This is a genomic window from Kitasatospora sp. NPDC001175 (assembly GCF_053598215.1).
In genome coordinates, this window is sequence record NZ_JBSFJU010000007.1 from 155,367 (window position 1) to 168,104 (window position 12,738).

Annotated in this window: 14 protein-coding genes; 10 read left to right on the forward strand and 4 right to left on the reverse strand. The window is 73.0% G+C overall.

Going from position 1 to position 12,738, the window contains the following annotated elements:
* The first annotated feature begins 38 nt into the window (after positions 1-38).
* The 5 genes from ACWDAK_RS08025 (at position 39) to ACWDAK_RS08045 (ending at position 4,578) form a co-directional block, all read left to right on the forward strand.
* Positions 39-1,004, forward strand: coding sequence for an EamA family transporter (locus ACWDAK_RS08025; protein ID WP_344637078.1), 966 nt, complete (start codon positions 39-41; stop codon positions 1,002-1,004).
* 121 nt (positions 1,005-1,125) lie between these two features.
* Positions 1,126-1,539, forward strand: coding sequence for a cupin domain-containing protein (locus ACWDAK_RS08030; protein ID WP_344637079.1), 414 nt, complete (start codon positions 1,126-1,128; stop codon positions 1,537-1,539).
* A 207-nt stretch (positions 1,540-1,746) separates the two neighbouring features.
* Positions 1,747-2,829 carry a sugar ABC transporter substrate-binding protein gene (locus ACWDAK_RS08035; RefSeq protein WP_427393222.1) on the forward strand — a complete coding sequence of 361 codons (1,083 nt, stop codon included), beginning with the start codon at positions 1,747-1,749 and terminating at the stop codon, positions 2,827-2,829.
* 321 nt (positions 2,830-3,150) lie between these two features.
* Positions 3,151-3,471 (forward strand): hypothetical protein, encoded by a 321-nt coding sequence (locus ACWDAK_RS08040; protein WP_427393221.1) that lies wholly within the window; start codon positions 3,151-3,153, stop codon positions 3,469-3,471.
* Positions 3,472-3,678: 207 nt separating this feature from the next.
* On the forward strand, positions 3,679-4,578 hold the full coding sequence (locus tag ACWDAK_RS08045; RefSeq protein ID WP_427393220.1) for a zinc-binding dehydrogenase: 900 nt from the start codon (positions 3,679-3,681) through the stop codon (positions 4,576-4,578).
* Positions 4,579-4,688: 110 nt separating this feature from the next.
* Here the strand turns inward: ACWDAK_RS08045 and ACWDAK_RS08050 are convergent, their stop codons facing one another.
* The 3 genes from ACWDAK_RS08050 to ACWDAK_RS08060 form a co-directional block, all read right to left on the reverse strand.
* The gene (locus ACWDAK_RS08050; RefSeq protein WP_344637083.1) at positions 4,689-5,399 is read right to left on the reverse strand and encodes a transglycosylase SLT domain-containing protein; all 711 of its coding nucleotides are present in this window, start codon (positions 5,397-5,399) and stop codon (positions 4,689-4,691) included.
* Positions 5,400-5,500: 101 nt separating this feature from the next.
* Positions 5,501-7,093: an ABC transporter permease gene (locus ACWDAK_RS08055; protein ID WP_427393219.1), complete on the reverse strand. Its 1,593-nt coding sequence runs from the start codon at positions 7,091-7,093 to the stop codon at positions 5,501-5,503.
* Positions 7,090-8,013 carry an ABC transporter ATP-binding protein gene (locus tag ACWDAK_RS08060; protein WP_344637085.1) on the reverse strand — a complete coding sequence of 308 codons (924 nt, stop codon included), beginning with the start codon at positions 8,011-8,013 and terminating at the stop codon, positions 7,090-7,092. The genes ACWDAK_RS08055 and ACWDAK_RS08060 overlap by 4 nt, the downstream gene beginning before the upstream one ends.
* A 143-nt stretch (positions 8,014-8,156) precedes the next feature.
* Between ACWDAK_RS08060 and ACWDAK_RS08065 the strand changes: the two genes are divergently transcribed.
* The 4 genes from ACWDAK_RS08065 (at position 8,157) to ACWDAK_RS08080 (ending at position 11,190) form a co-directional block, all read left to right on the forward strand.
* Entirely contained in the window at positions 8,157-8,666 is a 510-nt protein-coding gene (locus ACWDAK_RS08065; protein ID WP_427393269.1) for a GbsR/MarR family transcriptional regulator, read from the forward strand.
* 517 nt (positions 8,667-9,183) lie between these two features.
* Positions 9,184-9,681: an anti-sigma factor antagonist gene (locus tag ACWDAK_RS08070; protein ID WP_344637086.1), complete on the forward strand. Its 498-nt coding sequence runs from the start codon at positions 9,184-9,186 to the stop codon at positions 9,679-9,681.
* Positions 9,682-9,743: 62 nt separating this feature from the next.
* A complete protein-coding gene (locus ACWDAK_RS08075; RefSeq protein WP_344637087.1) occupies positions 9,744-10,139 on the forward strand; it encodes a hypothetical protein in 396 nt (131 codons plus the stop codon).
* A gap of 247 nt (positions 10,140-10,386) precedes the next feature.
* Positions 10,387-11,190, forward strand: coding sequence for a hypothetical protein (locus ACWDAK_RS08080; protein WP_344637088.1), 804 nt, complete (start codon positions 10,387-10,389; stop codon positions 11,188-11,190).
* A 346-nt stretch (positions 11,191-11,536) separates the two neighbouring features.
* Here the strand turns inward: ACWDAK_RS08080 and ACWDAK_RS08085 are convergent, their stop codons facing one another.
* Positions 11,537-11,794 (reverse strand): zf-HC2 domain-containing protein, encoded by a 258-nt coding sequence (locus ACWDAK_RS08085; RefSeq protein ID WP_427393218.1) that lies wholly within the window; start codon positions 11,792-11,794, stop codon positions 11,537-11,539.
* Between the two features lie 100 nt (positions 11,795-11,894).
* Between ACWDAK_RS08085 and ACWDAK_RS08090 the strand changes: the two genes are divergently transcribed.
* Positions 11,895-12,557, forward strand: a complete 663-nt coding sequence (locus ACWDAK_RS08090) for a sigma-70 family RNA polymerase sigma factor (RefSeq protein WP_344637090.1) — start codon at positions 11,895-11,897, stop codon at positions 12,555-12,557.
* Positions 12,558-12,738 lie beyond the last annotated feature (181 nt).

Here is a 12,738-nt window from a genome sequence, read left to right on the forward strand (position 1 = left end):
TGCCATACCCCGTACAGCACCAATACCGGGAGATACTCATGACCGCTGCGCCAGGGCAGTCCCGTCCCTCCGACTCCACCGCTCCTCAACTGCTCGCACACGACTCAGACCCCGCCCGACCGAGGATCAGTGGTGCCGCCTGGGCCGCACTCGCCGTCGTCTACGTCGTCTGGGGTTCCACCTATCTGGCGATCCGAATAACCGTCGAAACCGTCCCGCCGTTCCTCTCGGCGAGCGCCCGGTTCGTCGTGGCCGCCCTGCTGCTGGCCCTCCTGCTGGCCTGGCGACAGGGCCCCGCCGTACTGCGGGTGAACGCCCCTCAGCTCGGTTCGGCGGCACTGGTGGGAGTGATGCTGCTGCTCGGCGGCAACGGCCTGGTGGTGCTGGCGGAGCAGTCCGGGGTGCCGTCCGGACTCGCCGCACTGCTGGTGGCGGCCGTGCCGCTCTGGGTGGTGCTGCTGCGCCGCGCGACCGGCGGGCACACCTCGGGGGCCACCGTCGCGGGTGTGCTGGTCGGCCTGCTCGGGCTCGTGGTGCTGACGGTGCCGGGGCTGAGCGGCGAGGTGGGACTGAGCGGGCTCCTCATGGTCATCGGCGCCACCCTGTCCTGGTCGAGCGGCTCCTTCCTGGCGAGCCGGCTGCCGCTGCCCGGCAACCCGTTCACCGCCAGCGTGTACGAGATGCTGGCCGGCGGGCTGGCCTGTCTGCCAGTGGCCGCGGCCAAGGGCGAGCTGCACCGGCTGGACCTGTCGGCGGTCTCGACGGGCTCCTGGCTGGCACTCGGCTATCTGGTCGTCTTCGGCTCGCTGGTCGCCTTCAGCGCGTACGCCTGGCTGCTCCAGTCGGCCCCGCTGCCACTGGTCGCGACCTATGCGTATGTGAACCCGGTGGTGGCCGTCTTCCTCGGCTGGCTGATCCTCTCCGAGCCGCTGAGCCTGCCGATCGTGCTGGGCGGGGCGATCGTGGTGGGCGGGGTTTTCCTGGTGGTCCGCAGCGAACGGTGAATCAGCCCCGAAATGAGCGGCCAGGTTGACGGGTAGTCATTGCACTCCGTTCGGACGCCGGATCAGGCGTCGTTTCGAGGGCCGTTCCAGGAATCGTTCCGAGAACCAGAGGAGAAGCCCGGTGGACCACCCCGCATTCGAGACCTGCAGCGTCGAGCGGGCGGCGGTGGTCCGCGCCCCCGACGGCGCGACCGTCCGGCCGCTGGCCGCCCTGGCGGGCCAGGGCAGTCTGGCCCAGTTCGAGCTGCCGCCCGGCGGGGTATCGGCGGCGGTCTCGCACGCCACCGTCCAGGAGATCTGGCAGGTCACCCAGGGCACCGGGCGGATCTGGCGGCGCCAGGACGGCCGCGAGGAGGTGACCGAGCTGCGGCCGGGGACGGTGCTGACGGTCCCTCTCGGCACCGCCTTCCAGTTCCGGGCCGATCCGGACTCCCCGCCGCTGCAGATCACCGCCGTCACCATGCCGCCCTGGCCGGACGACGACGCCGAGGCCCGGCCGGAGCAGGGCCCCTGGACGGCGAACCTCGCCCACTGAGCCGGTCGTCGCCCCCCGGTCACCGGTTGAACGCTTAATGGCTGCGTGTCCAACTCATCCCGGCTATCCGCATAGATTCTTCACAAAGTGATCCGTTGTTCGAGCACCCTCAGCCTGGTGGTTTAATTCTTGACGCCAACTCGGCGCGGACGTTTGACTCCCCCCTCAGCCGCGACGGTGCGGCGCACTCAGGGAGGCACCACCCCAATGAACGCTTTGACGCGTCGGATCATCGTCGGCACCGCCGTTGCGTCGATGGCGCTGTCGCTGACCGCCTGCGGCCAGAACGGGAGCAGCGCGAGCTCGGCCTCGGGCAACCAGACCGTGGGTCTGCTGCTGCCCGAGCGGGCCTCGTCCACCCGGTACGAGGCCTTCGACAAGCCGCTCATCGAGGCATCGATCGCCGGCCTGTGCACCAAGTGCCAGGTCGACTACGCCAATGCCGAGGGCAACGAGCAGACCCAGAAGCAGCAGTTCGACGACATGCTGAGCAAGGGCACCAAGGTCATCATCCTCGACCCGGTGAACGGCAAGGGCACGGCTTCCTGGGTCCAGGAGGCGAACGCCAAGGGCACCAAGGTCATCTCGTATGACCGGCTGGCCAGCGGAAACGTCACTGCATACGTGGCCTACGACTCCGAGCGGGCCGGCGAGCTCCAGGGGCAGGCCCTGCTGGACGCACTCGGCTCCAAGGCGTCCAACGCCAACATCGTCATGATCAACGGCGCCGAGGCCGACCCGAACGCGGCCCAGTTCAAGGCCGGCGCACACAAGATGCTCGACGGCAAGGTCAAGAAGATCGCCTACGAGCAGTCCGGCGAATGGAAGCCCGACCTGGCCGCGCAGAAGATGAACGAGGCGATCCAGCGCCTCGGCAAGGACGGCTTCCAGGCCGTATACGCCGCGAACGACGGTATGGCCGCCTCGATCATCGGCGCGCTCCAGTCCGCCGGGATCAAGGTCCCGGTCGGCGGGCAGGACGCCTCGCTCGACGCCATCCGCCGGGTGGTCGCGGGCGAGCAGGCGTACACCATCTACAAGCCGTTCCGGCCGGAGACGGACGCCGTCGCCAACCTCGCCGTCTACCTGCTCAAGGGCCTTGACGTCACCTCGGTGGCCACCACGGTGACCGTCAGCGACGGCAACCGGATCCCCTCGACCCTGCTCACCCCGCTGATCGTGACCAAGCAGAACGTCGAGGACAGCGTGGTCGCCGGTGGTCTCTACAAGGCCACCGACATCTGCGTCGACAAGTACGCGGACGCCTGCAGCTCGGCCGGAATCAAGTAGCCGCTCCCCGGCCCGCAGGGCAGCGACCCGGCGGGCCGGGAACGGCCGTCCGCAGGCCCTCCAGGGACGGCGTCGCGGCACCGGGCAGAGCAGCGGACCCGACGGCTCGCCGCCCATGCCGTCACCGACCCGCTCCTCGTCCCCGGCATCAGCCGGCTCGGCGCCGACCCGCTCGGCGCGTCCTCCACCTGACCGTCGTCGCGCCCGGCGGGCGCCTGCCGGAGATCCGGCCGGGCCGCGCGACCGGGCGTCGCACCCGCCCCGTAGGCTGGCGCCGCCGGTCAGCCGAGAGCGGCGGCGGGGCGGAACGGAGGGCGTGAGATGGCTCGTTGGGCGCTGGTGGTCGAGGAGAACACCGGGAGCGGGGAGAACATGATCTGGGCTCCGCGGGTGCTCACCGAGGTCGAGGGAACGCGCGAGCAGGCGATGGCGGAGCTGAAGAAGCTCGCGCCCGGTTACACGCCCAACCATCCGATGATGGCCAAGCAGCGCACCCTCTACCGGGACGGCGACACCTATCTGCTGGTCTCCCGGGGTGTCACCCGCACCTTCCACACCGTGTTCAGGGTCTGGGAGGTGCTCTGGGACAGCGAGCGTCCGGAGATCCAGCGGCAGCGCCTGAGCGAGGAGCCGGCCGACTGACGTACTGGGCGTGCCGGTGGGGCCGCTCCTGGACGGAACGGCTCCGGTGGCGGGTCGCGGGTCGTGCCTCACCGGGTGCTCGGCACCGGCCGGTCCTGCGCGGCACTACGTCAGGTCCGTGGGAATGCCCGGGCCGCGCCCCTCGTTCGGACCGGCATCGCTCCGTGCCGATCCAGCTGAAGGGCAGTCAGTTCCATGCGTGCACTCGTGGCAGATCACTCCGCCGTCGGCCGACTGAGGCTCACCGAGGTGCCCGACCCGGTGCCGGGCCCGGACGAGGTGCTGGTCCGGGTCGCGGCCTTCTCGCTCAACTTCGGCGAGCTCCCGAAGGCCGACGGCCGCACCCCGGACGGAACGATCCCCGGCTGGGACGCCGCCGGGGTGGTCGAGCGGGCCGCCGCCTCCGGGCGTGGCCCCAAGGCCGGCGAGCGGGTCGCCGCCTTCGGGCTGTCGGGAGCCGGCTGGGCCGAGTTCCGGACCGCCCACATCGACGACGTGGCCGTGCTGCCGGACGACGTGACGTTCAGCCAGGCCGCCACTCTGCCCACCGCGGCGGTGACCGCGCTGCGCGCCCTGCACAAGGGCGGGCTCACGGCCGGGAAGCGGGTCGCGGTCACCGGTGCCTCCGGCGGGGTCGGCAACTTCGCGGTCCAGCTCGCCCACCTGGCCGGGGCCGAGGTGTACGCGCTGGTCGGCAGCAAGGCCCGGGGTGAAGGCCTGGCCGAGCTCGGCGCCGACCATGTGATCACCGACCCCGAGGAGATCGACCGGCCCATCGACCTGGTGCTCGACAACGTCGGCGGCCCGGTGCTCACCGGTCTGCTCGACCGGCTCGCCGAGCACGCGGTGGTGGTCTCGGTCGGCGCGGCCTCGGGCGAGCCGAGCCAGTTCACGTCGTACCAGCTGATCGCCGGTGAGATCTCGCTGCTCGGCTTCCGCCACGGCGGCAACGCCGGCCCCGACCTCACCGAGCTGACCCGGCTGGTCGCGGCCGGCCGCCTGCAGACCCCCGTCGACTGGGAGAGCGACTGGTCCGAGGCGGGCGAGGCCGCGGTGGCCCTGCTCGACCGCCGTATCCGCGGCAAGGCGGTCCTGACGATCGGCTGATCCGCCTGGCCGGCTGGAGGGCGCCTCGGGTGCTCGTGCGCTCGTGCGCCCTACGGCCGGCGGGTGGGGGCGCGTCCCGGGCCGGTCGTACGGGCGTCGCGCCGGTCGGACTACTGCCGAGAGCCCGCGGCCTGGCCCGCCTTGGCCCAGTTGCCGCGCAGCCGGTCCAGGTAGGACTGGGCCAGCGAGCCCGGGGTCGTGCCCCGGGCGAAGGCCAGCATGTTCCCGGCCCCGGCGTTGTACCCGAACGCCAGCAGCTCGTCCTTGGTGTACGAGGCGGACCAGTGGGACGGAAGCTGTTCGGCCAGGTCGTGCAGGTACCAGGCGGCGGCCTCCACGGCGAGATCCGGGTGGTCGGGCAGCTCCTCCCAGCTGCGGCCGGCGAAGTCCCGGCCCTGCTTGGTGTCGTCGAAGGCGGCCCGGTGCATGTTGGCGATCCCGAAGGCGGAGTCCGGCTTGAGCCGCTGCCAGGCACGTTCCAGCGCGGGATCGTGCGGTTTGTACGACTCGTTGTAGAGGATCGCCATCAGCAGCTGCGGGTTGACACCGGCCCGGGCCGCAGAGGCGCGGACCAGCTCGGCGTAGTCCGCCGGGTCGTAGGAGCTGCCCCTCCCCGGGGTGGACGGCCCGTCGGCGGGCGTCCCGGCCTCGCTCGGCTCCGCCGTCGGTGGCGGGGGCGCACTCGCTCCCGCCACCGGCCGCTGGGACGCGGAGGCTGGCCCGGGTCGCCCCGGGTCGTGCCCGCCGCGGACCAGCAGCCCGATCACCACCGCGGCGGCCGCCACGACCAGTACCCGGGTGAACCCGGTGCGCCCACTCATCAAATGCCTCCCCGCTGCCAACGCGTCACCGATCGTCATGGTGCCGGACCCGGCCCGAACGGGCGACCGAGGCGTTGGCGATACCGGACGGCGGCAGCGGGTCAGCCGAGGTCGCGGCGGTTCAGACCGGCCAGGCCGGCGGCGGCGAGGCCAGCGGCGACCGCGGTGAGCCAGAGCAGCGGCCGCGCCGAGACGGTGCCGCCGGGCAGGTGCGGCAGGTGGGTGAAGGGCGAGAGGTCGAGGATCGGACGGCCGAGCCTGAGCACCGGGCCGAGCCAGCCGATCACCAGGAAGGCCGCCGGCATCCCCCAGCCCGCCGAGGTCCACCGGGGACGCAGCCCGAAGACCGCCAGCACGGCGGCCGCCGTCAGCCACACCGCGGGCAGTTGGACCAGGGCGCCGCCGACCAGGGCACCGAGCCGTCGGGGAAGGTCGCCCAGGGTCGCGCCCGCCGTCAGCCCGGCGGCCAGTCCGCCGGTGGCGAGCAGGACGGCCGAGCCGAGCAGCGCGAACAGCAGGTGCCCGCCTGCCCAGGCCGACCGGGAGACCGCGCTCGCCAGCACCGGTTCCGCGCGTCCTGCGGTCTCCTCGCCGCGCAACCGCTGTACGCACTGGACCGCGTAGACCGCGGCGACCATGCCGAACAGGCCCAGGATGGTCGCCAGGTAGGCGTCCGCGAAGGAACCCTGGCCGCCGATCCGGTGCAGGATGTCACCCACCTGCTGGTTGTCGCCGACCAGGGTGGCCGCCCCCTTCGCCACCGAGCCGAAGACCGCGCCCGCCACGGCGAAACCGGCACACCAGCCGTACAGGGTCGCGCTCTGCAGCCGCCGGGCGAGGGCGAGTTGGCTGCGGAGCGCGGGTGCGGCGCTCGCCGGCCCCGGGCGCCTGGGCAGCAGTCCGGCACCCAGGTCGCGCCGGCCGACCAGCACGTACGCCGATGCGGCCAGGGCGCAGGCCGCGAGCAGCCCGAGTGCGACGGCCCACCAGCGGTTGTCCGCGAACGGCCGAACCTGCTCGGACCAGCCGAGCGGAGAGAGCCAACTCAGCCAGTGCGTACGGGAGTCGGAGTCACCGGCCGCGCGCAGCACGAAGCCGAGGCCGAGAGCGGCGGACGCGGTGCCGCTGGCGGCCCGTCCGGTCTCGACGGCCTGGGCGGCCACGCCGGCGAGGGCGGCGAAGACCAGCCCGGTGACGGCGAGCGCGGACCCGAACGCCAGCGCGCCGCCCGCGGGTTGACCGAGCGCTGCGAGGCCCGCGGCGACCAGGGCGGCCAGCAGCAGGTCCGCGAGCAGTACGGTCAGCAGCGCGGCGGTGAGCGGGGCCCGGCGTCCGACCGCCCCGGCGCCGACCAGTTCGAGCCGCCCGTCCTCCTCGTCGGCCCTGGTGTGCCGGACCACCAGCAGGATGCTCATCAGTCCGGCGAGCGCCGCCCCGAACGCGCCCATCCGCCAGGCCGTCAGACCGCCGACACCGGCGTCGTACACCGTGCCGTAGAGCGCGCGCAGCGAGCCGTTGGTATTCATGCCGCGCGCGAACTGCTCCCGGGCCGAGGCCGTGCCGTAGAGCGTGCCGAAGCTGTAGCCGGTGGAGATCGTCATGGCGGTGATGGCGTAGACCCAGGCGGGGAGCATGATCCGGTCCCGGCGCAGCGCGAGCCGGAGCAGGGTGCCGGTGCCCGCGAGGCCGTTCATGACGCCATCCGTGCGTTCTCGTCCGCCCCGGTGGTGTCGTCCGTCCGGTAGTGGCGCAGGAACAGTTCCTCCAGCGTCGGCGGGCGGCTGACCAGTGAGCGCACCCCGACCTCCGTCAACCGGCGCAGCAGCAGGTCCAGTTGCCCGGTGTCCACCTGGCAGCGCACCCGGCTGCCGTGGATCTCCAGGCCGTGCACCCCGGGCAGGTCAGCCAGCTCGGCCGGTGCGGTGGCCAGTTCGGCCTCGACGGAGGTACGGGTGAGGTGGCGCAGCTCGGCCAGTGTGCCGCTCTCCACCGTGCGGCCCGCGCGGATGATGCTCACCCGGTCGCAGAGCGCCTCGACCTCGGACAGGATGTGGCTGGAGAGCAGGACGGTGCGTCCGCGTTCGCGCTCCTCGATCACGCAGGAGCGGAAGACCTCCTCCATCAACGGGTCGAGGCCCGAGGTCGGCTCGTCCAGGATGAGCAGCTCGGCCTCGGAGCAGAAGGCCGCGATCAGGGCGACCTTCTGCCGGTTGCCCTTGGAGTAGCTGCGGCCCTTCTTGGTGGGGTCGAGCTCGAAGCGTTCCAGCAGTTCGGTACGGCGGGCCGGGTCCGGTCGGCCGCGCAGCCGGCCGAGCAGGTCGATGGTCTCGCCGCCGGTGAGGTTGCGCCAGAGCGTGACGTCCCCGGGGACGTAGGCGAGCCGGCGGTGCAGCTCGACGGCGTCGCGCCAGGGGTCACCGCCGAGCAGGCGGGCGGTACCGGAGTCGGCCCGCAACAGGCCGAGCAGGACCCTGATGGTCGTGGACTTCCCGGCGCCGTTGGGCCCGAGGAAGCCGTGCACCTCGCCCTGGGCGACCGTGAGGTCGAGTCCGTCCAGGGCGCGCGTCCGGCCGTAGGTCTTCACCAGGCCGGACGCCGTGATGGCGGTTGTCATGCCGCCCACGGTACTCTTGTTTCACAAAATCGTGAACGTTCTGAAGTCCATGGATTGGGAAGACTTCCACGACCGCGGCCGTCACGACCGCGCCGGCGGTTTGGGATGATGCGGCGGTGATCACGGAGTCGGCGGGAGATGCCATGCAGGCGCGGGACGGGCAGGGACGGGACGAGCAGGCCGTCGCCGCCTTCATCGAGCGGTTCGCCAGCGTGCTCAGCGACGCGGGCTTCCCCCGGATGCCCGCGCGGATCTTCACCGCCCTGCTGGCCACCGACTCCGGCCGGCTGACGGCGGCCGAACTGGCCGAGCTCCTCCAGGTCAGCCCGGCGGCGGTCTCCGGCGGCGTCCGCTACCTGATCCAGCTCAACCTGGTCAGCCGCGAGCGCGACCCCGGCTCGCGCCGCGACCGCTACCGGGTGCACGACGACGTCTGGTACGAGGCCTCCGTGCGCCGCGACCAGATGCTGGTGCGCTGGGAGAGCAGCCTGCGGGAGGGCATCGCCGCGCTCGGCCCGAAGAGCCCGGCGGGGACGCGGATGGCGGAGTCGCTGGAGTTCTTCGAGTTCATCCGCGGTGAGCTGCCCGCCATGCTGGGCCGCTGGCACGCCCGCCGCGCCGCGCTCCGCGCGGAGCGCGGGCAGGAGGATTGACGCGCTCTCCCGGCTGAAGCCGGGAGATTCCGGCCCGTACCGCCGGAAGCGGCACGACCGTGGCTTCCTGCTTCGACGACCTGTACCGACGTTCCCGCCGGTCTTACGGAGTCTCCACAGGCTTTCGAGCCCGAAGGCTCCGTTCCCGCCCGTCCGGCGGCACCTGACTCGCGTAGCGGGCGCCGGTTCGCCTTGACGGCGAATCGGCTGTTCCTGCCCCGCTGACGCGGGCGAGTCGGCCACACCTCCGCCGTGAACAGCGGAGCACTGCCGACGATCCCGGCAGCGAAGAACGGCGGCGGAAGCGGGAACGGCGACGGCAGGAGCAGGACGGTTACGGAGGGCAGTCGAGCCCGGTGCGCCCAGCCACTTGTCAACCTTGCCCCATTTGGGTTATATGGCCGATATATACGGTTTTTTTGGGGGAGACCGCACACAGCGGAGAAAGGCCCCGCACCCAGCAGCATCCACGTGCTCGCCGGCGAGTCGGTGGACCCTCGAGCCGGGAGGGCAGGTCATGTATCTGCAGCTGTCATCGCACCGGGAGGACGGCTGGTCGGTCGTACGCGTGGCGGGTGAACTCGACATCGCCACCGCTGAGCAGCTGCGTCTGCAGGTCAGCGGAGCCCTCGCCCGTCGCGGCCCGCGGGCCCGGGTGATCGCCGACCTTTCCGAACTCGAGTTCTGTGACGCCTGTGGCGCGTCCGCGCTCATCGACGCTTACCACACCGCGCGGCGCCACGGCGGCCGGTTCTGCCTGGTGGTGCCCGAGGGCCGGGTGCTGCGCCTGCTGCGGCTGACCGGCCTCGACCGGCTGCTGCCGGTGTTCCCGACGGTCCGCGAAGCCCTCTTCCGGGCGACCGTAGCCGACCTGGTGCCGCTGCCCGGTTCCCTCCTGCCGCTGCCCGCTGGCGGACCCGCTCCCGCCCCGTCACCGGGCCCCGCCGCGGCACCCGCGGCCGCCACCGAGCCACCGCTGACGGCACCCCCGATGCACACCGCCCAGCTCGCGTAGCGGCCCAGCGAGCCACGACCCCGAGCCGCCACCGCCGAACCACCCAGGGAAAGGCAGGCGCCATGATCACCGAACTGGCCGTGGAACGAGTCGAATTCACCTGCGGGCACTGCTGGCACGCCTGGAGCGCCGACTACGACGTGCAGCACTACCGGGACGACGACGGCGCCGACTGGGAGTACTTCTCCCACGACGGCATTCCGGTCGCCTCTCCCTACTCGGCCGACGGCGCGCCCGCCTGCCCCGAGTGCCACCGCCACTGGGTCGGCCACCTCGCCGCCCGCCGGCTCATCCCGCTCCCGAGCGACGAGCCCGTCAGGCCGCGCACCGGCGTCACCGGCGACCCGGCACTGCACCGGCCCGAACGCCACTTCGCGCCACCGATCCCCGTGGCCTCGCACCAGCTGCCGGCCCATCAGCACCCGGCGGCGGTGCGGCACGAGCCCCTCGGGCTCTGACACCGTCCTGACATCGAGCAGGTCCAGGTACCGAATCTGTTGAAGTACTGAGTACGTCCGAGTACTGAACGCGTCCGAGTCCGCTCGGAAGCGCGGTGTCACCGGACTGCCCGGAACAGGGGTTTTCGTCGGGCGGCCCGGCGGACTGTCCGCACCACCGCCTACGGTCGGGTACCGGCCGAGGACGGCCGACAACCCGAGGGCGGTCCCACGGCCGGCGGCGGCGGATGCGACGATGGTCGGCATCGTGACGACCTGGCAGCTCCGCACCATCCGCGCCGTGGTCTTCGCCACCCTGTGCGTGGCGATGTCCGCCACCGCGCACTTGAGCATGTCCGCGGCCGGGATCTCCGGCTGGGCCCTGCTCGCCGCCTTCGCCGGAACGGCCGCGGTCACCTGGCTGCTGGCCGGGCAGCGCCGCGGGCCGGCGGTGATCAGTCTGTGGATGATGGCCGCTCAGACCTGCCTGCACCTGCTCTTCGAGCGCGGCTCACCGATGAGCACCGGCACCTCGGCCGGGCGGGCGCACACAGCGGTCGACTGGACCCGGCTGCTGCTCTGCACCTCGGACGGCGTCCCGGCGGGCGTCCAGCCCCTGGAGCTGGCGCGGTCGGCGGGCCTGGATCCTGACACCATGTCGACCGCCGGCCTGCCGCAGTCCATGCCGGGGATGTCGATGCCCGGGATGTCGATGACCGGCACGCCGACGCCTGACATGCCGCTGTCCGACACGCCGCTGTCCGGCATTCCGATGGCGCACGGGCTCTCGACCGGCATGTTCCTCGCCCACCTGCTCGCGGGCCTCGCCTGCGCGCTGCTGCTCTGGCGCGGCGAAGCGGCGGTGGCCGGCCTCTTCGAGCTGGTGTGGACGCTGGCGACCGTCCTGGTGCCGCTGCTCCTGCTGTTCGTACCGCGCAGTCCGGAGCCGTCCGCTCCCGGAGTTCTGACGCTCCGTCGGGCCGGGCGGCTCAGGTCGGTACTGCTCACCCATGCCGTCGTCCGGCGCGGGCCGCCGGCCGTCCCTGTCGTGCCCAGCGCCCGCCTCGCCTGAGCCCGGGGACGTCCGAACCGACGTCCGCTCGGCAGTGGCGGGCAGGTCGCCCCCGCGTGCCCCGCCCCGCCCCGGGGCGGACGCGAGGGCCGGCCCGCACCACCACGACGGACCACGACCGGGCCCGGGCAGCTGCTCCGGGCACCCCTCGGGCTCCGCCCCTCCGGGCGGCTGAGGCGGGTCCTCGGCGTGCCGTGGTGACGGGCGCCCACCTCGTGGTACCGCCGAGCGGTACCACGGCCACTCCCTGCCCTCAGGACATGCCATGACCTCAGGACACCCCGCGTACGGCGGACGGTGCGCCGAAACCCTCGACGCCCGGGCCGCCGGGACGGCGGCTACCTCCTCACGCCGTCCTGGCCTGGTCGCCCTCGTCGGCGGCCAGCCGGCCCAGCAGCCGGTCCACCAGTCCCGCGGACCACTCTGGCGACGGGCCCTGCGCCCCGGCGGTCAGCGCCCGGAGCCGACGGGCCACCGCCAGCCAGTCCCGGCAGTCGGCGCACCGCTCCTCGTGCTCGTCGAGGCCAGCGCCGCCGGCCACGACGTCCGTACGCTCGCCGTCGAGGCGGGCGGACACCGCGGTTCGGTACTCGGCGCAGATCATGCCGCCATGCTCTCCTACTCGACCTTGTGTGCGGTAGCGCCCAGGACGGTGGCCGCACCGGCCAGCGCGGCCGCTCTGCCCGGGAAGCCGGGGGTGCGCCGTGGATGACGAGCAGCTGACCACCGTGGCGCTGCGCGCGCGCAGCGGCCGGCCCGCCGACATCGAGGCCTTCGTCCGGGCGACCCAGCGGGACGTCTGGCGGTTCGTCGCGCATCTCACCGACGTCCAGTCGGCGGACGACCTCGCCCAGGAGACCTTCCTGCGGGCGCTGCGCAGCCTGCCCGGTTTCGCCGGGCGCTCCTCCGCCCGGACCTGGCTGCTGTCCATCGCCCGCCGGGTGGTGGTGGACCGCTACCGCAGCGCGGCGGCCCGGCCCCAGTGCGCGGCGGTACCGGACTGGCAGGCCGCCGCCGAGCAGCAGCAACGGCCCGACGAGGTACCGCGGTTCGAGAACGAGGTGGTGCTGAGCGACCTGCTGGACCGGGTGCCCGCACAGCGGCGCGAGGCCTTCGTCCTCACCCAGGTCGTCGGGCTCAGCTACGCGGAGGCGGCGGCGGTGTCCGGCTGCCCGGTGGGCACCGTACGGTCCCGGGTCGCCCGGGCGCGGGACGAGCTGGTGGCGCTGCTGCGTTCGGCCGAGAGCGACCGGGCCACGGGCGGACCGGCGGCAGGGACGGCCGGGCTCGGCAGAGCGGGGACCCGGCGTGGCGGCGGGCGGACGCTGTGGGCCGGGCGGGAGCACCCCGCGGCGCTGGCGGGCTGACGGCCGGTCCGGTTCCGTCGGCCTCGGCCTCGAGCCCGGCTCCGGATCCGGCTCCGACCACGGCGAAGGCGGCTGTCCGCGTCACCCCGAAAATCAGGAATCTGTTCGGGAAATCGCGGCGGTCACCGCCCGACTGCTGTGACGGACGCCGTCACCCGACGGCGTCCGTCACCGTCGAGGC

Coding starts and splice junctions, on each gene's coding strand:
- ACWDAK_RS08025 (WP_344637078.1), top strand. CDS start 39: ATGACCGCTGCGCCAGGGCAGTCCCGTCCCTCCGACTCCACCGCTCCT.
- ACWDAK_RS08035 (WP_427393222.1), top strand. CDS start 1,747: ATGAACGCTTTGACGCGTCGGATCATCGTCGGCACCGCCGTTGCGTCG.
- ACWDAK_RS08040 (WP_427393221.1), top strand. CDS start 3,151: ATGGCTCGTTGGGCGCTGGTGGTCGAGGAGAACACCGGGAGCGGGGAG.
- ACWDAK_RS08050 (WP_344637083.1), bottom strand. CDS start 5,399: ATGAGTGGGCGCACCGGGTTCACCCGGGTACTGGTCGTGGCGGCCGCC.
- ACWDAK_RS08055 (WP_427393219.1), bottom strand. CDS start 7,093: ATGAACGGCCTCGCGGGCACCGGCACCCTGCTCCGGCTCGCGCTGCGC.
- ACWDAK_RS08060 (WP_344637085.1), bottom strand. CDS start 8,013: ATGACAACCGCCATCACGGCGTCCGGCCTGGTGAAGACCTACGGCCGG.
- ACWDAK_RS08065 (WP_427393269.1), top strand. CDS start 8,157: ATGCAGGCGCGGGACGGGCAGGGACGGGACGAGCAGGCCGTCGCCGCC.
- ACWDAK_RS08070 (WP_344637086.1), top strand. CDS start 9,184: ATGTATCTGCAGCTGTCATCGCACCGGGAGGACGGCTGGTCGGTCGTA.
- ACWDAK_RS08075 (WP_344637087.1), top strand. CDS start 9,744: ATGATCACCGAACTGGCCGTGGAACGAGTCGAATTCACCTGCGGGCAC.
- ACWDAK_RS08085 (WP_427393218.1), bottom strand. CDS start 11,794: ATGATCTGCGCCGAGTACCGAACCGCGGTGTCCGCCCGCCTCGACGGC.